The sequence below is a fragment of the Sphingomonas sp. 1F27F7B genome (assembly GCF_005503355.1).
GTDB lineage: Bacteria > Pseudomonadota > Alphaproteobacteria > Sphingomonadales > Sphingomonadaceae > Sphingomonas.
Genome location: NZ_SCMK01000005.1, coordinates 204,613 through 228,045, shown reverse-complemented (window position 1 = coordinate 228,045; position 23,433 = coordinate 204,613). Strand labels below are relative to the sequence as shown.

General features: G+C 64.7%; 20 protein-coding genes. 11 read left to right on the top strand and 9 right to left on the bottom strand.

Annotated elements, in window-relative coordinates; translation table 11 throughout:
- Window positions 1-181 precede the first annotated feature (181 nt).
- Window positions 182-553: a hypothetical protein gene (locus FFS08_RS06940; RefSeq protein ID WP_137863558.1), complete on the top strand. Its 372-nt coding sequence runs from the start codon at window positions 182-184 to the stop codon at window positions 551-553.
- A gap of 62 nt (window positions 554-615) precedes the next feature.
- On the opposite strand, the gene FFS08_RS06935 is transcribed toward FFS08_RS06940, so the two are convergent.
- Window positions 616-1,071, bottom strand: coding sequence for a hypothetical protein (locus FFS08_RS06935; protein WP_137863559.1), 456 nt, complete (start codon window positions 1,069-1,071; stop codon window positions 616-618).
- A gap of 336 nt (window positions 1,072-1,407) precedes the next feature.
- Between FFS08_RS06935 and FFS08_RS24210 the strand changes: the two genes are divergently transcribed.
- On the top strand, window positions 1,408-1,539 hold the full coding sequence (locus FFS08_RS24210; protein ID WP_283214633.1) for a hypothetical protein: 132 nt from the start codon (window positions 1,408-1,410) through the stop codon (window positions 1,537-1,539).
- 8 nt (window positions 1,540-1,547) lie between these two features.
- Here the strand turns inward: FFS08_RS24210 and FFS08_RS06930 are convergent, their stop codons facing one another.
- Together FFS08_RS06930 and FFS08_RS06925 are read right to left on the bottom strand one after the other, a co-directional pair.
- On the bottom strand, window positions 1,548-2,162 hold the full coding sequence (locus FFS08_RS06930; RefSeq protein ID WP_137863560.1) for a 4'-phosphopantetheinyl transferase family protein: 615 nt from the start codon (window positions 2,160-2,162) through the stop codon (window positions 1,548-1,550).
- 25 nt (window positions 2,163-2,187) lie between these two features.
- On the bottom strand, window positions 2,188-6,222 hold the full coding sequence (locus FFS08_RS06925; RefSeq protein ID WP_137863561.1) for a Pls/PosA family non-ribosomal peptide synthetase: 4,035 nt from the start codon (window positions 6,220-6,222) through the stop codon (window positions 2,188-2,190).
- Window positions 6,223-6,879: 657 nt separating this feature from the next.
- Between FFS08_RS06925 and FFS08_RS06920 the strand changes: the two genes are divergently transcribed.
- Window positions 6,880-7,854 carry a magnesium transporter CorA family protein gene (locus tag FFS08_RS06920; protein WP_137863562.1) on the top strand — a complete coding sequence of 325 codons (975 nt, stop codon included), beginning with the start codon at window positions 6,880-6,882 and terminating at the stop codon, window positions 7,852-7,854.
- 192 nt (window positions 7,855-8,046) lie between these two features.
- Here the strand turns inward: FFS08_RS06920 and FFS08_RS06915 are convergent, their stop codons facing one another.
- On the bottom strand, window positions 8,047-9,393 hold the full coding sequence (locus tag FFS08_RS06915) for a carbohydrate porin (RefSeq protein WP_137863563.1): 1,347 nt from the start codon (window positions 9,391-9,393) through the stop codon (window positions 8,047-8,049).
- Window positions 9,394-9,745: 352 nt separating this feature from the next.
- On the bottom strand, window positions 9,746-10,498 hold the full coding sequence (locus FFS08_RS06905) for a MerR family transcriptional regulator (RefSeq protein WP_137863564.1): 753 nt from the start codon (window positions 10,496-10,498) through the stop codon (window positions 9,746-9,748).
- 247 nt (window positions 10,499-10,745) lie between these two features.
- Between FFS08_RS06905 and FFS08_RS06900 the strand changes: the two genes are divergently transcribed.
- The 4 genes from FFS08_RS06900 (at window position 10,746) to FFS08_RS06885 (ending at window position 14,981) form a co-directional block, all read left to right on the top strand.
- Window positions 10,746-10,961, top strand: coding sequence for a hypothetical protein (locus FFS08_RS06900; RefSeq protein ID WP_137863565.1), 216 nt, complete (start codon window positions 10,746-10,748; stop codon window positions 10,959-10,961).
- Between the two features lie 309 nt (window positions 10,962-11,270).
- Window positions 11,271-11,810, top strand: coding sequence for an RNA polymerase sigma factor (locus FFS08_RS06895; RefSeq protein WP_137863625.1), 540 nt, complete (start codon window positions 11,271-11,273; stop codon window positions 11,808-11,810).
- A gap of 106 nt (window positions 11,811-11,916) precedes the next feature.
- Entirely contained in the window at window positions 11,917-13,662 is a 1,746-nt protein-coding gene (locus tag FFS08_RS06890; RefSeq protein ID WP_137863566.1) for a vWA domain-containing protein, read from the top strand.
- A 176-nt stretch (window positions 13,663-13,838) separates the two neighbouring features.
- Complete coding sequence (locus FFS08_RS06885) at window positions 13,839-14,981, top strand: hypothetical protein (RefSeq protein WP_137863567.1); 1,143 nt, start codon at window positions 13,839-13,841, stop codon at window positions 14,979-14,981.
- A 57-nt stretch (window positions 14,982-15,038) separates the two neighbouring features.
- Here the strand turns inward: FFS08_RS06885 and FFS08_RS06880 are convergent, their stop codons facing one another.
- Window positions 15,039-16,163: a zinc-binding dehydrogenase gene (locus FFS08_RS06880; RefSeq protein WP_137863568.1), complete on the bottom strand. Its 1,125-nt coding sequence runs from the start codon at window positions 16,161-16,163 to the stop codon at window positions 15,039-15,041.
- 194 nt (window positions 16,164-16,357) lie between these two features.
- Between FFS08_RS06880 and FFS08_RS23405 the strand changes: the two genes are divergently transcribed.
- Window positions 16,358-16,525, top strand: coding sequence for a hypothetical protein (locus tag FFS08_RS23405; protein ID WP_167298981.1), 168 nt, complete (start codon window positions 16,358-16,360; stop codon window positions 16,523-16,525).
- A gap of 137 nt (window positions 16,526-16,662) precedes the next feature.
- On the opposite strand, the gene FFS08_RS06875 is transcribed toward FFS08_RS23405, so the two are convergent.
- The 3 genes from FFS08_RS06875 to FFS08_RS06865 form a co-directional block, all read right to left on the bottom strand.
- Window positions 16,663-19,629: a TonB-dependent receptor gene (locus FFS08_RS06875; RefSeq protein ID WP_249341158.1), complete on the bottom strand. Its 2,967-nt coding sequence runs from the start codon at window positions 19,627-19,629 to the stop codon at window positions 16,663-16,665.
- 120 nt (window positions 19,630-19,749) lie between these two features.
- The gene (locus tag FFS08_RS06870; protein WP_137863570.1) at window positions 19,750-20,697 is read right to left on the bottom strand and encodes a FecR family protein; all 948 of its coding nucleotides are present in this window, start codon (window positions 20,695-20,697) and stop codon (window positions 19,750-19,752) included.
- Window positions 20,694-21,230: an RNA polymerase sigma factor gene (locus FFS08_RS06865; protein ID WP_171012501.1), complete on the bottom strand. Its 537-nt coding sequence runs from the start codon at window positions 21,228-21,230 to the stop codon at window positions 20,694-20,696. The genes FFS08_RS06870 and FFS08_RS06865 overlap by 4 nt, the downstream gene beginning before the upstream one ends.
- Window positions 21,231-21,413: 183 nt before the next feature.
- On the opposite strand from FFS08_RS06865, the gene FFS08_RS06860 reads away from it, so the two are divergent.
- The 3 genes from FFS08_RS06860 (at window position 21,414) to FFS08_RS06850 (ending at window position 23,431) form a co-directional block, all read left to right on the top strand.
- The gene (locus FFS08_RS06860; RefSeq protein ID WP_137863572.1) at window positions 21,414-22,295 is read left to right on the top strand and encodes a metallophosphoesterase; all 882 of its coding nucleotides are present in this window, start codon (window positions 21,414-21,416) and stop codon (window positions 22,293-22,295) included.
- 81 nt (window positions 22,296-22,376) lie between these two features.
- The gene (mazG, locus tag FFS08_RS06855) at window positions 22,377-23,138 is read left to right on the top strand and encodes a nucleoside triphosphate pyrophosphohydrolase (protein WP_283214634.1); all 762 of its coding nucleotides are present in this window, start codon (window positions 22,377-22,379) and stop codon (window positions 23,136-23,138) included.
- On the top strand, window positions 23,138-23,431 hold the full coding sequence (locus FFS08_RS06850; RefSeq protein WP_137863573.1) for a YciI family protein: 294 nt from the start codon (window positions 23,138-23,140) through the stop codon (window positions 23,429-23,431). Before mazG ends, FFS08_RS06850 begins: the two co-directional genes overlap by 1 nt.
- Window positions 23,432-23,433: the final 2 nt, after the last annotated feature.

Sequence of the window (23,433 nt, the reverse complement as noted above, 5' to 3'; positions counted from 1 at the left end):
CAGCGCGGCCGTCTGCCTTCGCCCGCTTCGCGCCTGATCTCGAAGAGCAAGTGTACTGCTGCCCAACAGAGCTACACGGCACGAAACAACGCGGGTCATCAGCAACCTCCGCTTCGTATCGGTTTTGTTCACATATGCTGTAGGGAAGAACGCCCCTATTCAAGCAAACCTAGAGAGATGCTTGAAGTTCCTGCGGAACCGAGATTTTTATCGCGTTCGCGATGTTCATCATATTCAAGATAAAGGAAGAGTCGCCCCTGAACCCGAAGGATTCGCGCGGATCATCTCACGCACGTCGAGCATCGGCTGCGTGGAAACGGTGACGCCTACTGCCAATGCGGCTAAATCGACCGGACCCGCCGCACTCGCAGCGGGTCCACTTCTGTCCCTGCTATCTTTGAGCCCCTGGGCAGGCCTCCATGCCACCACCGCCACCAGCGCTTTGGATCCGCGCGGCGGTGGTGGCATGGAGGCTGCAGCGCTATGCTCTGCCGCACGGCGCCCACCAAAGAGCAATGTTGGTGAAAACTGTCTCTTTTCAGAATTGCGCTAACAGGTAGCCGGAGGTGTGGATATCGAGCTGAAACGATTCCACAATCGGGCTCCCCCGGCACTTCAAGCCGTGCCGCCCCCCTTTGCCGGCATCCTGGCCGCAATCGCCTGCATGGCGGAGTTCGCGTCGCCGTTCTTCATGACCATGTTGCAGTACAGGGTCTTGTCTGCGGTTCGGATTTGCAGGCCCTTCCCCAGCAAACTATTGTACCGGGACACTGCGATGATACTCGCAAGCGGCAAAATGTGCCTGCCGATCACCAGATCGTCGCCGACCATCCTCAGCGTCCGAGGAGCGAAAGTCTCGACAGCAGCCGGATAGAAAAAGCGAACTAGGAAATAGAGGAAAGCCGCCACAGCGATTAGAAAGCCCGGGAGCTTTCCAGTATCCGCCATATAGGAAATAATATCGATAAATGACTGCCCGCGATAGATAATCTTGCTGATTGCGAATAGTGGCATGGCCAATATCAGCCACATACAAACAACCTTCAGCACACTTGTCTTAGCGAGTATCATTTTCACTTCTCATATCACGGTGAGGGTGCACTGGGCGTTGAGGTGTCTGGGTACTTCACTTCATCCGGGATAAACAGATCGACATAGGAGCGGATGAGATCCTGGAAGTCCCTGCCCGACTGTCCCGATCCCACATAATCGATCGCGTCAGCAACCCCACTCCCGATTGCGTCGGACGTCCCGCTCAACTGATCTGCGCCAAAGCCGACAAGCCCGCCCACAAAAGTACCTTCAGGCCCCACGGCCGAGCCTCTGGCGAAATTGTCCCTTCTCGAATGCGGTTTAACATTGGAATGTAAGCCCTCAGCACCGATCGCCGCCCGCAACCGGAACGCCGTGCCGCATAGCACGGCATCGGCTCAGAACCCGATGGTCGCGATGATCGACGCCTGCGGCTTCTTCTCGGTCTCGAACGGCGCCCGCTTCAGCTGGTGCCCGACCTGGAGCCAGCCCCATCCGATCCCCTAGTTCACGGCCTAGTATATCTCCTGGGCAACCGCACACACGACTTGGTCGCCATGGTGGAACGCGATTTCCGACCAGCCGGACGTCGACCGCGCTGTCGCCCGATCGCCGTCCATAAAGGTCTCGATGCTGTCCGGCGCCACTTGCGCGGCATTGCCGTACAATTTGGCATGGGCTTCCTTCATGAGCCAGCGCTTCAGCCTTTCGCTGTCGGAGGCATTCGAAAGCTCGGCATATTCGCGCGATGTGAAAGCGCTGTCAGGCGGTGCGGCGACATCGCGCGGTTCGATGTCGACACCAAGCGGCCGATGCGAGACGCCTATCAGACAAAAAGGCCATTGCCCCGCCAGGCTCACATGCCAGCCGGCCGGCGTGGCCACCTTGATCGCCCCGGTTTCGGATCGATCCAGAAGGACTTGTTGCGGGTGCAGGCCAGCCAGCCCGGAGAGCAGAAACTTGGTCAATTTCCGCCGCGTGGCACGCATGGCTGACTGCGGCAATCTCGCGAGATCGCGAAGGTCGGCCGCATCCAGTGACGCGCGGCAAGCGAGCGCGGCCACCGCCGGATCATCGAGCCGCGTTTGCCAAAGCAGCGGCGCCCTCCCCAGTTTCGGCAGCGCAGCCATGCCGCCGATCAACCAGATGGCCCTGTCATCCACCGGAGGCAAGACGTGCCGGCGACCCCTCCCAGGACGTTCCCGGAGGCAAGGTCTCCCCCTTCATGACAACCGAAAGATCTCCCAACTGCGCGTCTTCACCGATCTCGGCGTCGTAGAGAACGATCGCGTAGGAGCCGATCGTTGCGCGATCACCCACCGTCACGCCGCTGACCTTCATCACGCGGTCCTCAAACAGATGCGTTTGAAGGCCCGCGAAGTCGTTGAGCGCGACATCGTCCCCGATCACGACCAGGTCGTGTTCGGTGACGTCCGTCGTATCAATGTAGCACCGCCGTCCGATCTTGCAGCCGAGCAAGCGCAAAAAGGCGGGTAGCCACGGCGTACCGCGCAACGGCTCGAGAAGATTGGGCACCGCCAGGTTCTCATAGGTGGCGGTGACGAGCTCCGTACGCCAGACGAAGGTGCTCCAGAGTGGCTTGGTCGTCGGCTTGTAACGCTGCATCACCAGCCATTTCAGCAAGACCACCGACATGCCGCATGCCAGCGCGAACCCGATATAGAGGAAGGGAAAAGCGTACAGGACCAACGTGTCGCCGTTCCGAAGGTCGTCCAGTTCGCCGACGGCTGAGAAGAGCAGGCTGAAGAAAGCCACGAACAGGGTCAGCGACAGCGTCACTCGAACAGCTTCGATCGCCAGCCGCATGGCCACCAACCGCTTGCTGGGATTGAAGCGCGCGCCCTCGTCAAACAGGCCGACCGTCTGGCGGACCGGCAGCGAAATCGGCGGCGAGCCGAACCAGGTGCCGTCGGGTTTCACGGCTCCGCCATTGGCCGGGGGCTTGGAAAGCACGCCGATCAACACACCATCGCCGATTGTGGCGCCGGTCGGCAAAAGGGCGGAGTTACCAATGAACGAGCGTCGGCCGATCCGCGTATGGGCAAGCTGGATGACGCCCGGTTCGACCCGGGCGGCACCAAACAGCACCGCATCGGCAATGAAGCTTTCAGGACCGATATCCACGAGATCCGGGACAATGGCGGCGGCGGTCGAAATCTCCGCTCGCCTGCCCACCCGCACTCCGAGCGCTCTGTACCAGGGAATGACGTACAGCGTCGCATAGATCGGGTGCAGGAGCCGCAATGCCAGGTCGTTGACCTGCTGCACGAACCAGAAGCGAACATAGAACCAGCTATGAATCGAATAGCGGCCTGGCTTGACGGGTCCGAGAATCAATCGCTTGGCAGCGACCGTCAGCGTGCACATCAGCAGGACATAGGTCACCGCCAGGAATGGCGAGATCAGCAGATAGGCGTAGCTGTCGCTGTTCCAGTCTATCTCCATCATGGTGATCAGCCCCGGCGCGATCGGCATGATCGCAACCAACGGCAGGAGCAACGCCGCGATGGCAAGGCCGAAGGCGACGACGTTCCTCCGCAAGGCACCTGCTTCGCCGTCCGCCCTGGGCACGAGCCCGGTAGCCGTCGCGGCCGCCGGTGAGCCGCTCCAGCGTTCGCCTGGCGGAATCCGGCGACCCGGCGGCAGCGCGGAGAGATCTTCAAAGACGGCCCGGTTACCGATCGTGCAATCGCGTCCGACCACGGCCATCGATCCCACGAATGCACCGGCTCCGATCGTGGCCGTTCCCAACCGAAGCAATCCGCGCTCGACCGAACTGGTGGCCAGCATGGCATAGTCACTGACGATGGCATCTTCGCCGATCGATACCAGGTCGGCGGTGTCGATATTGCAGCGGCCGATAAAGGCGCCCTTGCCGATTCTGGCCCCGAGCAGACGATAATAGCCGCGGATCATCGGCGTGCCGGCGAGATAGGGTGTGGCGATCACTTCCGAAAAACGGCGGACGAACCACCAGCGGAAATAATAGGCACCCCACAAGGGATAGTCCCCCGCGCGAAAGCGGCCGATCACCAACCATTTGACCAATATCGAAACGAACATCGCGAGAGGCGGAATGAGAATGAAGCTCAACCCGCTCAGCAACAGCGCCGACACGCGATCGGTCTGATCGGCGAGGCGCGTATAGGCGATATAGGGGAAGAACCATTGCAGCCCCGCGACCGTATAGATCGGGATCAACGCAATCGTCTGGGCGACGTAACACAGCCAACGCCTGGCGGTCGAAATGCGATGATAGGGAAGTTCTTCGGCGGCTTCCCCAACCACCGCGCCTTCGAGCCGCGCAGCAAGCGCACGGATGGTCGGCGCGGCATAAAGGTCCTGGATCGAGATGCCGGCCAGGCCCGGTGTCTTGCGGATCGCCGAGACCAACCGTGCGGCCTTCAACGAATGTCCGCCAAGGTCCTCGAAAAAGTCGTCGAGCACCGACACTTTTTGCGGTGCCAGCATCTCTGCCCAAATGCTGTGGAGCTGCGTCTCGAGAGGCGTTGCCGGATCGACTGTTTCACGATCTTCCGTCGGCGAGATTGCCGGCCGCTGCAACGCCTTGCGATCGACCTTGCCCGAGGCCGGCAGCGTCGGCAGCACGTCCAGCAACTGATAGGCGGCCGGTCGCATATAATTGGGCAGCCGCTCACGGACGCGCGCGCGGGCAGCGTCGAGGTCGGCAACCGCATCGCCGCGCGCCACCACGAACGCGGCGAGGAATTCCGCTCCGTCATCGTCGCGGAACAGATTGACGATCACCTGGGCGATATTGGGATCGTCGGCAATCACTGCCTCGATCTCGCCGAGCTCCACGCGGAATCCGCGTATCTTCACCTGAGTGTCGATGCGTCCGATGAACTCGATGTCGCCGACCGCATCGAGCCTGACCAGATCGCCCGAGCGATAGATCAGGGCGGGCTCTCCGTTCGGGCCGTCGAACGGCGTGCGCACGAATTTCTCGACAGTCAGATCGGGCCGGTTGACATAACCGGCGCCCACCCCTGGCCCTCCGATAACCAACTCGCCTTCGGCACCGGCCGGTACCGGCCAAAGCTGCTCGTCGACGATCCATGCCGTATAGCCAGGCAAGGGACGGCCGATCGTCACTCGGCGCCCCGGCTGTACTTCCGTCCAGGTCGCCGTCACCGTTGTCTCGGTTGGACCGTAAGTGTTGAGCATCGTGAGGCCGGGCCGCGCCCAGCGCTCGACAAGGTCGGGAGGACAGGCTTCACCGCCGAGATTGAGCAGCCGCAATGCCGGCATCTCGGCCTCGACAAGCGTGAGCAAGGAAGGGACGACATGCCAGATCGTCAGGTCTTCCTCCGCCAGTGTCGTCGCCATGTCGGGGCCCGCCTTGGCGAGCGCCTCCGAAGCGACGAATAGCTCGGCCCCGACGAAGAACGCGCTCCACATCGTTTCGACGGACATATCGAATGCCAGGCTGAACCCGCCAAATACCTTGTCGCTGGGTTCGAGCGCCAGGATCGCGGATTCCGAACGTACGAGATGGCAGGCGTTTCGATGCGTGATCATCACGCCCTTGGGACGCCCCGTCGTACCGGATGTGTAGATGATGTAGGCAAGGTCATCGGGCGCGGCGCCGGTTTCGGTCCGATCGATGGGTATCGCTTCGTGCGCCGCCAAATCGCCGAGTGCCGTGTCGACCGCCAAGGTCCGGACCGACATCTCGCCCGCGCGCTCGCTTTCCGTCACGATCAGGACAGCGCCGCTGTCCTCCGCGATGAAATCGATACGATCTTGCGGATAAGTCCAGTCGACCGCCACATAACAAGCGCCGGCGCGCAGCGTACCGAGGATCGCCATATACTGGTCGAGCCCGCGGGGAAGACAAAGGACGACGCGGTCTCCGCGCGAAACACCCATCGACCGCAGTTGTCGTGCAAAGCGTAGCGAGCGTTCGTACAGCTCGGCATAGCTCAGCTCCGTCCGGCGGCTGCTATCCGGGTCGTCTCCCAGGAATCGCAGCGCGCACCGCGCGCCATGCCTGAAGCTGGTCGCATCGAATATCTCGTGAAGTAGTTCTTCCCTTGAATAGGGTTCGTCGTCGCGCAGCGCCGGTGTCGGGGCGATCGGCGCAAAAACGGTCGGTACTACGTCGCTTGGTTCTGCCCGGGACAGTTTTGTGCGGTCATCAAGCATCTATCGTCCCTTGGCCCTTCCGCGGCTCTTCCTGTTCCAATTCCCCCTAGGGATCCACATGCCAACTGGCTGGTGAAGACCGGGGTGTCGAGGCAACAACGCGATTGCGAAACCGACCTCTATATCCAAATCATCATCGGCATCGACCGGAAACGGTCTTATTCTAGATCCCCATCGAAAATCGAACGGCATCTACGGTCTAGCGGTGGACGCTTCGGTCCGGCGATGACGTCAGCCAGGCCGAGATGCTTCAGGCCTGGTCGGTGCGCTTGCCGCCGCGTGATGCCGGAGTCGGGGCGCAGGCGGCTGAAGCTGTTCTGCTGCCAGGGCCGCGTGCCACCGAGACTGGCTCCAATGGCCCCTGGGTATCTGCGCATCCGCGCAGTTGCGGCGAACTGAAACCCATTGCGGGTCATCAACGGCACTATCCGGCTGTGAATCCATGCCATAATAAGGCGCCGGAAGAGAACGGAAGGCGCCAATCCGGAGGAGATCGAAATGAAGGCATCGAGCAGCGCGGTCTATCTGCGATGACTGATGTCTTTCCCGGTTCGGGGACCCAATCCACCCGAAGGTCGCACCACCCCCACCGTTGCGGATATGCGTCTGCCATGGCCATACGATGCTTCGGAACAGATCATAGCGTGTCGAGAGCAGATGCTGAACGTTTTCCCCGCGCAGCATGATTCGCTGACGAAGCAGGTGGGCGCCCCTGTTTCCGCGACAATGTGGATCGACCTGGTTGGTCCGACAGATGCGGAAATCGCCGAGGTTGAGGCCGCGACGGGGTTTCGGCTACCTTCCATCGACGCGCTCCGCGAAATCAAGAGTTCCAGCCGGCTCCGATATCAGCATGGCGTCTTCTACCTGAGCACGCCATTGGCCGTGCGTCACCCGGACGCAATCGATACACAATTGCCGGTGGGCTTCGTTCTTTCGCAGACCCACCTGATCACCATCAGATTTGCGGCGTTGACGGCATTCGACGACGTTTCCGAAAGGCTTGCCGATGGACGGGAAACGCCCGGCAGCAGCCTCGAGATCCTCCTTCTGCTCTGTGAAGAAAGTGTCGATCGCATTGCGGATCTTCTCGAGCAAGCAGCTGGCGACCTGAACGGCCTTACCTCCAGGATATTCCGCACGGACGATCCCGGCAGCCCCCATGCGGCGCGTGAAAACCGCATCCTGCGGCGGCAACTGCGTAATGTCGGGCGGCTTGGCGACAAGCTCTCCGAAATAAGGGACGGATTGCAAGGCCTGGGTCGCGCCCTCACCTATATCGGCCAGCATGCCGGCGACTGGTCAGGCGGAACCCTGGGGTCGCGCTTGACGAATCTCGACCGGGATATCCGCTCCCTCATCGAATATGAGGAGCGGCTGGCGGGCAAGGTCCAGTTCGCCATGGACGCGCTGGTCGGGCTGACGGGCATTGCCCAGAACGACATCGTCAAGATTCTGACGATCATCTCGCTCGTCGGCATCCCACCGACCCTGGTCGCGGGAATATATGGCATGAACTTCAAAAACATGCCGGAATATGACTGGGCCTGGGGCTACCCCTATGGGTGGGCGATGATCATCCTCAGCGCGATCGTTCCCCTCATCTGGTTCAAGCTGAGGGGGTGGTTCTGATGCCGATCTGCATGGCCGTGATGGTGGGCGGCTTCCCATGGAGAGCACGCGCTCGCCGTCGCCAGTACACGGCCGCCCCAAACGAATGACTATCCTCGGGGCCCGTCTCGAAAGCCCGAATGGCCGCATTTCGGATCGCGCAAGGCAGGCCTCGCTGCCCTCTGGAGAGGATCCCGCACCAGCTGACAGCAGCTAGAAGGCTCCATGCAGCCGCAGGGCGACGACGTTCGCCGGACCCCGGTCGCGGTTATAGGCGGGGTGCGCGATGAACTGATAGTCGAGCGTGACATGGATGCCGCGCACCGCCTGCCAGTCGTAATAGGCTTCGCCGATTAGCTCCTGGCCGGGGCGCGGGAGTCGGCCGTCGCCGACCAATAGGCCGATGCCTCCATCCCGCAGATAGCGCTGATGCGATGCAGCGATGGCGTTGACGACGGCGGCAAAGCCGATGGCGTCACCGCCACGTCCCCATGCCCTGCCATCGAGCTGTCCGCCGACCGCCACGGTACGATCGATGTCGGTGAAGTCATAGGGTTCGATCGCGCCGTCGGCGATGCCGGCGCGCGCGAACAGTCCCAGCGTGCCGGTCACTTCCTGCTCGACGTTCAGGCTGACTCCGGACCGAGTCATCCGGCGCCTGACCAGCGACGTATCGGGCACGCCGCCGCCCAGCGATGCCAACGCCAGGGCATCGTCGAACCGACCGAAGCGCCCGTGATTGCGGAACAGCGTCAGCCGCACCGCGCCGGCATGGCCGGCGATCTCGTGGCGATGCTCGATCTCGCCGACCAACTGATACTGGCTGAAATTCCGCTCCAGCGTCTCGCCGTTCGGCACCTTCGACAGATTGAAGGCGCCGGCTCGCAAGGTCCAAGGCCCTTGATACCACTCGACCGCGGCGCCTGTGCTGTAGCCCCAAGCATCGGCCGCGTAATCGAAGGTGCCGGTGTCGACGATCGCCCAGTTGAGGAAATCGCCGCGCGGATCATGTGCGTAGCGGTTGGTGTCGAAGGCATCGCCGACGCCGAACTTGCCGATCGTGACCACGAGCCGGTTGACGGTCTGCTTGCCTGCAAGCTGGTTGGGGGCGCCCGCGACCGGTTGCGCTGCTCCGCCCAGATCGAACACCTGGCGAACGAAGAAGCGTTGCAGGCGGAGATACGGGCTTGCCTTGCCGACCTTGTACGCTTCCGCGCTGGGGAAACCGGCAACGCCGAGCGTGTCCGACAAGCCGAACCCCTGGTCGATCTCGGGATTGATCCACAACTCTCCGCCCCGCCAGGGACGCATGCCGACATAGACAGTCGCGTCGATGGTTTCCCTGACCTGGCGTGGCGTCAGGCTGTTCGGCCCGTCATAGGGTGAGCGGAAGCCGAGAACGCCTTGGGTGACAAGCGTGGCCTGGCCGTGGACCGCCCAATTCTCCTCTTGGCGAGCTGGTGCGGGGGGCGACGCGGATTCCTGTGCGATCGCTCCCCATGGCCATGCGGCGGCCATCAATCCAGACGTGAAGGCGATAGGGATCAGCCTGTTCAGCATCGGCCTGCGATCATTTCTGCCTGTCCTTGCCAACGGGGCGGAGAGGAAGCATCAGCCCGTCTCGAAGGACGCACCATGCGCGGGTCACTTCTTGGAGTCGTCGGCAACGATCTTCGCCCATTCGGCGGCTTGCTTCAATTCGCCCCCATCGAAAGGCCGAGGTCATCGCCGGCAAGGAGCCGCATTTCCACCATGGCAATTCCTGCGCGGTGATACGCTGCTCGCACTGGGACGGCTGAGGGACGGCTGAATGGAACGGGCGACCGGTCTGGCAGGCCAGGTCGATCGCCCGCCCCTATTGGGACTGGGCCCTTACGGCAAAACGGGGCTTCGCGTGCTCAGCCCCTCCATGTCAGAGCGCATGATCGGCATAGACGGCCATCGCCTCGGCGATGAACTCCGCCGTTCCCGGCGACGCCCCATCCTCATAGGTGCCGCGAAACTCGGGATTCTCGACATATAGCCGCCCGAGCCCCTTGAAAGCCGCGGCGTCCGGCGCCCAGCTGTGCGAGACCCAGGCATAGTGGCGCGCGGTCACCGCCTGTACCAGCTCCGACCCGGGGGCCGCCCCTTCGGCGAACAGCCGCTGGAAATCGGCCCGGATCCCCTCCATCTCAGCCTGAATCGCGATTACCTGCTCCTTCGAAAAGGCGCGTGCCCTGGCCTGTGCGGCGCGTACTGCATCCTCGCCCCAGAAGGCGACGGCCTCCCGCTCCCAACGTTCCCGGGTCTCGGGCGAGACGCCCGCATAATATTCGTGATCTTCCATTGCTTCATCCTTTTCGAGCGACGCGATCGTGCGGTCGATCGTGCGGATGAGGTCGCCATAGCGCTCTACTCGTGCAGCCAGCGCTACCCGATGGCCCCGGAGCGCCGCGATCGAGTCGAAGGCCGGATCGTCGAGGATCGACCGGATCTCGCCCAGTGGCAGCCCCAGTTCGCGATAGAACAGGATCTGCTGCAGCTTCAGCAGCTCGGTACGGCCGTAGTAGCGATAGCCATTGGCGCCGACATGCGCAGGTTTCAGCAGGCCGATCGCGTCATAATGATGGAGCGTCCGCACGCTGATCCCAGCTGCCTTCGCCATCTGCCTGACCGTGCGCATGTCATTTCCTCATCTTCACGCGAATCACTCTATCGGGGATTACGCAGCGTCAGGGTCAAGCAGTCATGATCGCGGGCCGGCCCCGGCGCGGATAGACGATCCAGGTCGAAGAAGGGAGAGACCGGTGCGGTTGGCCCGGCCCCCGCGAAGGGCGGCCGTCGGCCCCGGAGGCCGGATTGGTCGTATCCCCGAAAACGATGCTACTCTCCCCTGCCGACCGACGAGTCGTTCGACGAGGAGAGAGAATATGCGCAAGATTACGTTCGCAGTAGCGTCGATCGCATTGCTCACTGCTTCGACTCCCGCCTTTGCCGCGGGGCCCTGCAAGGATGCCAAGGGCAAGTTCGTCAAATGTCCAACACCGGCGGCGAAGGCGCCGCAAGCCGCGGTCACGAAGGACAAGAACGGCAGATGCCATGTCGCGTCCGGCCCGAAAAAGGGCCAGTTGACGAAGTGCCCGTGAAGCATTCCCGATAGGCGACCCGCTCGCGACCGGGCTGGTCCACCGGGCCGGGTGGATGCACGCGGGGCATCGGTGATGCGCGTGGGGAGAAAGGAGGCGTGGCTTGCGCGGCCACGGCGTGCTTCTCGACGCCTGCCGCAATCGTCCGGATCTGTAGCCGCCTCCGCTTCCTTCCCATGCCCGATGGCGCCACGGCCGGGATTGAGGCAGATAGCGGATCATGTCGGGGGAAGAAGCGCCGCGCAGTTCCGGGAATCGATATGAGCCCGTTGCCCCGGCGCAGCGCGGCCGCCGGCTCGGGCCGTGACGATGCGTGCCAGCGATCCGGATGCGGACCTCGTGACGGGCGCCATCGCCGGTGAGCGCGAGGCGTTCCGCCTGCTTATCGAGCGCCATTACGACCGGATCCATGGCCTGGCCTGGCAGCTGACCGGCTCGCGTGCCGATGCCGAGGACGTCGCACAGGACGTGTGCTGCACGCTCATCGAACGGATCCACGGTTTTCGCGGCGACGCGAAGTTCACCACCTGGCTGTGCGGAATCGTGTTCAACGCCTGTCGCGACGTGCATCGCCGCCGCCGGTCGTTCGGCGGTGTCGCCCAGCGGCTCGCGGTGCTGGCCGGCCTTGCACGCGGCCCGGACGGGCGCGATCTGCACGATGCGCTCTGGGTGAAGAGCGCGATCGCCCGCCTGCCGCCGGCCTATCGCGACACCGCGATCCTGGTCGCCGGGCAGCAGCTGACCCATGGCGAGGCCGCGGCGATCCTGGGCGTCGCAGAGGCCACGATTGCCTGGCGCATGCACGAAGTGCGGCGAAGGGTCGCCGGAAAGCCGGGCGCGGAAGGCTGACCCGCCGCGTCCGGAAAAATTCGGACTCCGTTCAAAGGTTCTCCCGCAACGGCGCGTCCAAGGGGGATGCGGACGATCTCGCCCGCTGTAACCAAGGGAGAAAGTCATGCCCCGTTTGCCCCAGGCGCTCGCCACCGGGCTCGTGCTGGCGCTGGTCGCCGCCTGCACGGATTCCGACAAGCACCTCGCCGCCATGCCCGATCCGGCCGCCGCGCCGGTGCCCGAGGCGAAGCCTGCACAGGAAGCGCAAGACATCGTCGTGACCGGCTCCTCGCGCGGGATCACCAGCCAGCAGGTCTCGGGCACTCCGGTCACGGTCCTCTCGTCCGCCTCGGTCGCTTCCGCGCCTATGGCCCGCACCCGTGGCTATGTCGCGCAGCCCGAGCCCCGACCGGCCAGCCCCTATTATCGCGATACCGGTCGCGACAAGTTCACTGCCACTCAGCAGAACGCCTTCAAGATCGTCCGCGAAGAGCCGGTCTCCACCTTCTCGCTCGACGTCGACACCGCTTCCTATTCGTTCGTGCGCGCTTCGCTCAACCAGAACGTCCTGCCGCAGCCCGCGGCGGTGCGAACCGAGGAAATGGTCAATTACTTTCCCTATGACTATGCCCCCGCGCGCACCGCGGAGCAGCCGTTCAGCACCAGCGTCGCGGTGTTTCCCAGCCCTTGGTCGCCGGGGCGCAAGCTGGTCCGGATCGGCGTCAAGGGTTACGAGATCCAGCGCGCCACCCGTCCCCGCGCCAATCTCGTATTCCTGATCGACACGTCGGGCTCAATGAACGAGCCCAGCAAACTGCCCCTGGTCAAGCGGTCGCTGGCGATGCTGCTCGACCAGCTGGACGGCAAGGACAGCGTGGCGATCGTCACCTATGCCGGCCAGGCCGGCACCGCGCTTGAGCCCACGCCGGCGAGCAGCAAGGACAGGATATTGGCAGTGATCGATCGGCTGGGCGCCGGCGGCAGCACCGCGGGTGCCGAGGGCATTCGCCAGGCCTATGCGCTCGCCGAGCAGAATTTCGACCCCAAGGGCGTCAACCGCGTGATCCTGGCGACCGACGGCGATTTCAATGTCGGCATCACCAGCGACAATGAACTCAAGGGCTATGTCGAGCGCGAGCGTGGCAAGGGCGTGTTCCTGTCGGTGCTCGGCTTCGGCATGGGCAATTACAATGATGCGCTGATGCAGGCGCTCGCCCAGAACGGCAATGGCGCGGCCGCCTATATCGACACCATCGGGGAGGCGCGGAAGACGCTCGTCGACGAGGCGACCTCGACGTTGTTCCCGATCGCCAAGGACGTGAAGATCCAGGTCGAGTTCAATCCCGGGGCAGTCTCCGAATATCGGCTGATCGGCTATGAGACGCGGATGCTGAACCGCGACGATTTCGACAATGACAAGGTCGATGCCGGCGATGTCGGGTCCGGGCAGACCGTGACGGCGATCTACGAAGTCACGCCGGTCGGTGGCCCGCGCGCGATCGGCGACCTGCGCTATGCGGAGCCCGCCCCTGCCGCGGCGGCCGGGCAAACCGCCGAACTGGGCTTCGTCAAGATCCGCTACAAGCTGCCCAAGTCAGACACGAGCCGCCTCATCACTACACCGATCGACCGCGAGACCATGTTCGCCCGGTTCGAGGATGCGCCCCGGGACGCGCGCTTCGCGGCGACCGTGGCGGGCTTCGCCGAGCTGCTGCGCGGCGGGCGCTACAATGGCCGGCTCAGCTTCGACGATGTGCTGGGCATGGCGAGCGCGGCGCGCGGAGAGGATGATTTCGGCTATCGCTCGGAATTCCTCCAGCTCGTGCGTGCGGCCAAGACCGCGCGTTCGATGGCGGCGCTCGAACAGTGACCTTACGGGTGTCGCCGCCCTGCGGCGGCACCCCTCCCCTCGACGAGCCTCGGACCCCGTATCATCATGCCTTCGACCTCGCCGATATTGCAGCTATAGATCGCCCGATGCCCGTACCCAGCCTCCACTCCACTCCCGGATTCGGCAAGTGCCGACCTTCCGGCATGGAGGCATGAATGGATCGTGACGACGATATCGCCCGGCTGCTGCCAGAACCACCCCCCTCGCGCCCTGCCCGGCGCGATGCGACGATCGCGCTTGCCATGCGCAGGTTCGACGGCGACGGGGAACCGGCCGCCGCGGCCCGGCCCGGCCCGGCCGCGACGCGCGCGCGCTGGTGGAACCAGCGGACGCAGATTGGCGCTCTCGCTTCCGTGCTGCTCGTGGGCGTGATCGCGATCCCCCTCGCATTGCAGACGCTGGAAGAGGCGCCGTCGATCCCCCACCCGCCCCGGCCTGCGATCGAGCCGACAGTGACGACGGAACCCGCAGCGCCCAGGGCTGCAATAGCCAAGCGCAGCACCAGCCGGGCACGGCGCGAGTCCTCGCCCTCGCCCTCCTCTCCCGCCCCGCTTGCCGCCGTCAGGCCCGCGCCGGAACCCGGGCCGGAGGCGCGGGCGGAGCTTCAGCGACCTGCCCCCGCGCCACTCTATGCCGCCCCCGCCAGCCAGGACCTGGCGACCGCGCACGAGGGCTTTCCTGCCCAGGCGCCCCAGTCGACGATGGCGGCCGCCCAGCCTGAACCAACACCCAGCCAACCGATCGTCGTCACCGGCAACAGGCTCGCCGCGCGCGCCGCAATATCCGCGACTCCAGTCACCGTGGTCAGCGGAGCCGATACGGAGGAGCTGGTCGTGACCGCCACGCGCAAGGCCCGTGCCCGCAAGGCCGATCGGCGCGGCGACTGGAACGCCTGCACGGTCCAGGATCCCGAACGGAGCCTGCGCGGCTGCAAGCGGCTGGTCGATCCCGGCGCCAAGGGAGAGGCCGGCATCGCGGCGGCGCGGCTTGCGGACGGGCTGGCGCGGGCATGGCAAGACGATTGGCGCGGCGCGATCGATGCGCTGGACCAGGCCATTGCGGTGCAGCCGAAACTCGCCTTCGCCTATCTCAATCGGGGCCTGGCCCATGGCCATGAAGGCGATCTCGCCCGTGCGGAAGCCGATCTCGATCTCGCGATACGCTATGCGCCGCACACGGCGCGCGGCTATTATAATCGCAGTCTCGTCCGCCGCATGCGCGGCGACGAACGCGGCGCGAACGCCGACATGGCACAGGCCGAGGAACTCGATTCACGCTATGCCGCGCTGGCGGATTGAGCCGGCCCCGGTGGCCGGGATGCGGCGTGGCCGCACCCGGGCCTTGCCGGTCGTGCCTCAACCTCTTGTCGGGTCGATCAGGAATTTCTCGCCCGTCGCCTTGCGCTCATAGCGTCGCAACACTTCCGGATCGAGCGCTTCGGCAAGGCCGATGACTTGCGTATAGTGGCTCGCAAAGGTCGTCCTCAGCTCGTCCGCCACGCGCTTGCGCATCCGGTCCGCGACTTCGGGGCCGGCCTTGCGCAGGAACGGGAAGAGCAGCCAGCCCGAAACGCTCCACTGGAAACCGAATGCCAACCGGTTGAGCGTCGTCGGCGACAGGTCGAGCGCGCCATAGATGTAGAGCTGCTTGAACACGTCCGATCCATAACGGTTGTACTCGCCCATGCTGCCGACGGCCGCGCGCTCCATCGCCTGAACGATCTCGCTGCCGAGCGTGCCGCCACCGATCGCGTCGAAGGCGATCGTCGCTCCGGTTTCGGCCAGGACGCCGGCGAGCTGAGCCGGGAAATCGGCATCCTTGCTGTTGAGGACATATGTCGCGCCGATGGCGCGCAGGATGCCGGCCTGCTCATCGGATCGGACGATGTTGACGAGCGGGATATCGTCCGCGAGGCAGATCTTCTGGAGCATCTGGCCGAGATTCGATGCGGCAGCGGTATGCACGATCGCCCTGTGGCCCTCGCGCCGCGCCGTCTCGACAAAGCCCAGCGCCGTGAGGGGGTTCACGAACATCGAAGCGCCGTCGGCGGCGCTCGCGCCTTCGGGCAGCGGAATCACATCCCGCGCCTTGATCCGGCGATAATCGGCATACATCGCGCCGCCGACCATCCCGACGCGCTTGCCCTCCAGCGCCCTGGCGTCCTTGCCCGCCGCGACGACGATACCGGCGCCTTCGTTGCCGACCGGCATCGACTTGCCCACTCGCCCCCGCACGCTCCCGAGCCGCGCCTGGGGCACGGTGAAGTCGAGACCGGGCCGATCGCCACACGTTTCCCGCAAGGTCGACAGGTCCGCGGGGCCGAGGAGCAATCCCAGGTCGCTCGGGTTGATCGGCGTCGCCTCGATGCGGACGACGATTTCGTCGTCACCGGGATCGCCGGTCTCGACGTCGACCAGCGACAAGGACAACAGGCCGTCCTCGGCGATCTTCGAATGCAGCTCGCGCCCGGCAAATGTCATGTTCTTCTCCGCCCGGATTGGTGAAGTCGCAGAGATGGTGCGGGCCCTCGCAACTGCAAGGAGAGGGAGCGGTTCCGGGGGCCGCGCCGGCGAGTGAACGAAAACGGCACGGATCGGCCGCGACTAGGGGTTTCTACGGAATGGGACCTCCCCCCCGATCGCTTACTTCGGAAGTGGTTGGAGCCGGAGAGGTTATGACCGACAGCAAATATTTCGCGCAGCGCGCCGATGAAGAGCGTGATGCCGCGATGAAAGCCAAGGGTATGGCCAGCTTCCGCGCGCATATGGGCATGGCGCAGGAATATGAGCGGCGCGCCCGTGGTTTCAAACCGCGCCACGCCGACAAGGTCGTGCTCGACTGAGCGACGAGCCGCATCGCGCTGTTTCCGGCCTGCCGAACCGGCCCTCTTCCCATTCCCAGGACTTTGCGGATCCGCCCTTCGATCGATCGGTGAAGATCCGCCCCGGCAGCTAGTGCCGGGGCGGAAGCTTTCGGCCATCAGAACTCGGCGCTGACACCGAAGGTGAAGGTGCGACCGCTGGTGGTATAGACTACCCGGCGTGCGATCGGACCGCCGGCAAACTGCTCGATCGGCTCGTTGGTGAGGTTGATCCCCTCGGCGATCAGGCGGACGCCCTTCGTCAGGTTCACATGGGCCTGGAAGTCGATGTTGTGGGTAGCGGCGATATAGTCGCCGACATTCCCGACGGTGCCCAGGCCAGTATAATATTTGCTGCGATAGGCGTCGGACACGCGCACGCCCCAATCCTTGTCCTCGTAATAGAGCGTCGCGTTCGCCGCCCATTTCGACAGGCTGAACAGCGGCAGGCGGACGAAGGTGGTGCCGACCTTGCCCTGCTGGTGCCCGTCGAACCAGGTGCCGTTGACGACCATGCCGAGATGCTTGAGCGGCCCCGGCAGGAAAGTGAAGTCGTGCTGGAACGCGACTTCGACGCCCTTGATGTCGGCGCCCGGGCCATTGATCGGCTGGCTCACGTCATAGGGGGTGCTGGCGTCCTGGCCCTGGATCAGCAGCGACAGCGGCAGGCCGGTCTGGCCATAGGGAATCGTCACCGTGGACGGCGAGATGAAGCTGTCCATGTTCTTGTAGAAGAAGCCGACCGAGGCGAAGCCGGTGCGATCCATATACCATTCGATCGAGCCTTCGACCGACGTGGCCTTGTAGGGCTTGAGGAACGGATTGCCGAGGCTGAGGCTGCCGCCGTTGGGGCGCGTGGTGATCGAGCCGGCCGCGGCCAGGTCGCCCAGCCCCGGGCGGTTGACGTTGCGGCTGGCGCTGACGCGCATCACCAGGTTCCTGGTCACGTCGAGCGCGACATTGGCCGCGGGCAGCCAGCCATTGCTGTTGGTCTTGATCGAGACCGGCACGAAGCCGGCACCGGTGGCGAGATGCCCCGATGACGTCAGATCGGTCGAATAATAGCGCAGACCGGCATTGGCGCGCAGTCGCATCCCGCCGAGATCCGTATCGAGGTCGAACTGGGCAAACCCGTTCCAGGTCCTTTCATCGACCTGATAGTCGCTGCCCGCCTGCAGATTGGCGGCCGTCAGGTCACGCTTGTCGCCGACATAGGCATAGACCGCATCGACATTGCCGACGATGTACTGGAGCAGCGTATCGGGCTTGACGAGCTGCTTCATGCTGTTCGGCACGACGATGTTCGCCGGGACGTTGTGGAAGACCTTGTTCGCCCAGGTATAGCCGGTGTTGGTGAACTTCTTGTAGGCGCCACCGGTCTTGAAGGTCAGGCCGCCACCCAGATCATAGGCCGCGTCGAGCTTGCCGTTGGCATAGCGGTTCGTGATCGCGTTCTCCTGCACGTCCAGGCGCTGGACGGTCCAGAGATCGGGGTTCTTCAGGTCGATGCCATAGGTATTGACCGGGATGCGCGGGCGGGTGTCGTAGCTGAACGGCGTCTGCTTCGCCTCCATGAACACCTTGTCGAACACCGGCTGGGCGAAATCGGATTCCTCATAGCCGGCCAGCGCATGGAGGGTCAGCCGATCACCGATCTTCCAGCTGAGATTGGCGACGCCCTGATAGAAGTCGGTGTGGTTCTTGACGATGTGATGCTCGGATCGCAGATCGATGCCGGTATAGCTCGCCGCACGCAACGTGTTGGTGTCGTCGATCACGGCACTACGGATCACCTGGGTCCCGCCGACGCTGGAGCCAGTGAGCGGATTGCTGCCCGCGGTGGCCAGCGCATAGTCGTCGCGATAGTCCCACAGGCGACCATAGAGGAAGTCGACGTCGAGCTTGAAATTGTCGCCCGGATGATACTGGACCGACGAAGTGATGCCGAGACGGCGGCGATCGGTGTACCAGGTCGAAGGCGACTGGGCCGTGGGCTGGTATACACCGGCGAGCAGCTTGGCGCGGGTCGCCGCGTCGATCTCGGGACCGATATTGGCGGCGCCGTACTTGGTCAGGCCCCAGCCCCAGTTGCGATAGCCATATTCGTTGCTCTTGATCTGGCTGTAGGCGACCGAGACGAGCGCGCCGAAATCGCCGGAGCGAGTCGAGGCGAGGCCGACGACACGCGGCGTGACGCCGCTGGTATTGGTGTTGGTCTGCCCCTTGGCCGACACGACGAACTTCGAACCGTCATAGTCGAACGGCTTGGCGCTGTAGAGCTGCACGGTGCCGGCGATGCCGCCCTCGTCCTGCTCCGCCGCGAACGATTTCTGCACGGCGACGCGGTTGAACAGTTCGGAGGCGAACAGGCTGTAGTCGAACGAACGCGAGCGGCTGACCGCGCCGCGATTGTCCATGCCCGAGGCAGTGTTGCCCATCACTTCCATGCCATTGAGCTGTGTGCGAGTGAAATCCGCTCCCAGGCCGCGCAGCGCGATCTGCCGGCCCTCGCCGGTGTCGCGCGTGATCGTGATGCCGGGAATGCGCTGCAGCGCCTCCGCGAGGTTCAGGTCCGGAAAGGCGGCGATGTCCGACGCCACGATATTGTCCTCGGCGCCGACGGCCTTGCGCTTCAACGCCTGCGCCGCAGTGAGGCTCTCGCGATAGCCGGATACGATGATCTCCGACTCTTCCTGGGGCCGCGGCGTCTCGGGCTCGGCCTGGGCAATGGCCTGCGCGATCGGCTTGGCGGCTCCGGCATGGACGATGCGGCGCGGCGCGGCGACTGCTCGCGCGGGCGTAAGCACCACCACGCCGCCGCGCATCGAGGCGGTCAGGTTGGTGCCGCGGAGCAGCTGGTCGAGCGCCGCACGCACGGTAAGGGCGCCCCGCACCCCGCCGGTGCGCCGGCCGGCGACCACGCTGGGCGCAACCACGACCTGCACGCCGGTGGCCTGCGAGAATTGCGAGATGGCGCTGCGCAGATCCGACGCAGCGATGTCGAAGCGCATCTGGGCGCTCGTCGAGACTTCGGCACTGCGCGCCTGGGCCATGGCCGGCATGGCGAGCGTGATTGCCACTGCCATGAGTGAGATTCCCCTAGTGCGATCCATGATGTTCCTCCGCTCGGGCGCGATGTGCGCCTCCGGGGAGGAAGACGGGGGTCGGTCAGCATCCGGACAAAAGAATTTTATTGCAGCGCAATGTCACTGATTTGTCGATTGCGTGACACTCTCGCCACTTGGGACCAAGTGCAGTTCCTTCCCCTTGCGGACCACCTGAAAGTCATAGGCCGCGCCCATTGCGTCCAGCAATTGCTGTGGATTATCAAGGCGAAAACGCCCGGCCACTGCTATGGAGGCCAGCGATTTGGGTGGCGGAGCGATCAGCGAGCCACCGCGGCGGTTGAGCGCATCGACCAGTTCGCCGAGCCGCATATTGTCGATATCGAGCCAGCCCTGGCGCCAATCCTGCTGCGTCGCATCGAAGCGTGTGGGAGCGCGCGCCTGACCGCCGGCAAAGCGGCTGCGCCAGCCGGCCTCGACGATCACCGCGTCCTTGTCGGCACCGTCGCCGCCGAAGCGCACCTTGCCGCGATAGACTGCGATGCGAACGCCGCTGCTTGCGATATCGATGTCGAACGCAGTGCCGAGCACTCGCGTCGCCGACCCCTCGGCATGGACGGTGAAGGGCTGATCGGGCCGGTGGGCGATGTCGAAATAGGCCTCGCCGCGCTGCATCGTCACCGTCCGGCGATCCTCGCGCAGCGTCACGTCGAGGCTGGTCGCGCCGTTCAGGTGGAGTTTCGAGCCATCGGCGAGCGCGACGTCGAGCTGCTGGCCCCGTGCGGTCTCGTAATGGACCGGCGCGGGCGCGGGTGCGCGATACCAGCCGGCGTGCCAGCCGCCGATGCCGAATGCGGCGACGAGCGCAAGCGCGCCACCGGTGCCGATCGCCCGGCGGCGATTGGCGCGCATCGCCTGAACGTCGCCATCCGAAAGACGCGGAAACTGGCCCATCGCATCGGCGAGCGCCGGATCATCGAGCATCGCCTGAACATCGGCGGCGGCGGCGGGCGGCGCCTCGCCCAGCACCGCTTCATCCTCGCGCATCGCCCATCGGGCGGCATCTCGCAGCGCCGCGCGCCGGCTCATCGGGCCGCTCCCGCCGGCAAGCCGCGTCGCTCCAGCGCTGCCCGCAGGTCGGCGACTGCGCGGGTGCAGTGCTTCTCCACCGCGGCAAGGCTCATCTCGAGATCGGCGGCAATGGTGGCACCGGCCACGCCATCGAGCCGGCGGCGCAGGAACACTTCGCGGCGCAGCGGCGGCATCACCTTCAGCGCCGCGACCAGGATGTCGACCCGCTGGCGATAATCAAGCACCTCTTCGGCGCGCGGCAATGGGCAGGCAATGTCCTCCGCCAGCTCCGCGGCCTCCGGCATTGCCCGGCGGCGCCGGAAATGATCGAAGACCAAGTTGCGCGCCACTGCGAAGCAGAAAGCGCCGACATCGGAGACTCCGCGCGTGCGGCGATAGTCGTAGAGCCGGACATAGGTTTCCTGGACGATGTCCTCGCCCTCGTCCCGGTCGCGCAGGCGGCCTTCGACGAAGCGCTGGAGTGCGGCGCGCAGCGCCACCTCCTCTGCCGCCGCATGACGGCGCGCGACGATGGCGGTCACTTCGTTCATCGCGCCGCCTCCCGGCCAGGCCCTGCCTGCCCCGTCATGCCGCTTCTCCCCGGGGGAATCGCCCCATTCCGTCCGAGCGCTAGGCCGGCTCCATGAAGCGCGCATGACAGCCCGGGACGGGATGCTTAAAACTGCAACCTCCCCCGCCTAAGCCGCTGCGAATCGAGCCGGAGGGGAAAAGTGATGCGGTGGACGATCATGCTGGCGCTGGCGGCGCTCGGTGCGGCCCCCGCGCCCTCGGCGGAGAGGCCGGCCTTCAGCATCGGAGCGATCGCCGACGCGCAATATGCCGATGCTCCCGACAATGGCCAGCGCATGTACCACACCGCGCCCGGCAAGTTTGCCGCAGCGGTCGCCGACTTCAATCGCCAGCGGCTCGCCTTCGTCGTCCATCTTGGCGATTTCATCGACAAGGACTGGGCCAGCTACGACGCGATGCTGCCGATCGCGCGGCGGTTGCGCCATCCGGTGCATTTCGTGCTGGGCAATCACGAATTCGCGGTCGACGATGCCCATAAGCCCCAGGTGCCGGCCAAGCTCGGCATGCCCCGGCGCTATTACAGTTTCGAACGGCAAGGCTGGCTGTTTCTCGTCACCGACGGCAACGACCTGAGCAGCTATGCCTGGCCCGAGGGCAGCCCGGAGCACAAGCGGAGCATGGCCGCGCACGCGGCGCTCTATCCCGACAAGCCGCTGTGGGACGGCGGGATCGGCGGCGAGCAGCTTGCCTGGATCGACGCCGAGCTGGCACGCGCGGACAAGCACAAGCTGAAAGTCATGCTGTTCAGCCACTTTCCCGTCTGGCCCGAAAATCCCCATAACCTGTGGAACGCTCCGGCGGTGATGACGCTGCTCGAGCGCCACCCCTCCGCCAAGATCTGGCTCGACGGACATAATCATGACGGCAATTATGGCGTGCGGGCCGGCATCCATTATGTGAACATGAAGGCAATGCTCGACACGCCCGAGACGAGCTACGCCCGGCTCGACTTCTTCGCCGATCGCGTCGAACTGCACGGCACCGGGCGGCAAGGCGATCTGGTGCTCAGGCTCCGCCCGGATTGAACCAGGCGCAGAAGCGTGGCGAGGCTTTCCTTCGGATGGCCGGCTTCCTAGAGTCGCCGCGCGCCCTTCGGAGTCCCTGTCTTGACTGCATCCGCTACCGCCATCGACCGTCTCGTCGCCATCATGGCGCGCCTGCGCGATCCCGTCAGCGGCTGCGAATGGGATACCGTACAGACCTTCGCGACGATCGCGCCCTATACGATCGAAGAAGCCTATGAAGTCGCCGACGCGATCGAGCGGGGCGACATGGCCGAGCTCAAGGACGAACTCGGCGACTTGCTGCTCCAGGTGATCTTTCACAGCCGGATGGCCGAGGAAGCCGGCGATTTCGCGCTGGCCGATGTCGCCGATGCGATCAGCGACAAGATGGAACGCCGGCATCCGCACATCTTCCTGGGCGCGGCCGAAGGCGGGCATCACCTCTGGGAGCAGATCAAGGCCTCGGAGCGCGGCGCAAAGGGGCATGCGAGCGCACTCGACGGCGTGGCGATCGGCCTGCCCGCGCTGCTCCGTGCCGAGAAGCTCCAGAAGCGCGCTGCCCGCACCGGGTTCGACTGGCCCGACCCCGACGGCGCCCGCGCCAAGATCGACGAAGAGCTTGTCGAAGTCGCGGCGGCAACCTCGCCGGGGGAAATCGAGGAAGAAATCGGCGACCTGCTCTTCGCGGTAGTCAACTGGGCACGCAAGCTGGGCGTCGACCCCGAGGCGGCGCTGCGCTTGGCCAACGCGAAATTCGAGAAGCGTTTCAAAGTGATGGAAGCAGAAGCTGGCGAAGCATTCGAGGGACTGGACCTCAATGCCAAGGAAGAATTGTGGGTGAAGGCCAAGCGCGAGGAAGCCTGATGCGCGACTTCATCCTGCTCATGCACAATGACATGACCGAGGCGCCGACGCCGGCAATGTGGCAGCGCTATTTCGAGCGGCTCAACGCCAGCGGCCGCTTCGACGGCGGCAGCGAGATCGGTGCGGGCGCATGCTTCCGCCAGGCGGGCGAGCCGGCGCCGCTCTCCGAGCGGCTGGGCGGCTATATCCGCGTTCGCGCCGAGGACATCGAGGACGCCAGGACCTTCCTCATCGGCAATCCGGTCCATGCTTGCGGCGGCACCGTCGAGATACGCGAACTGCCGCGGGCATAGGC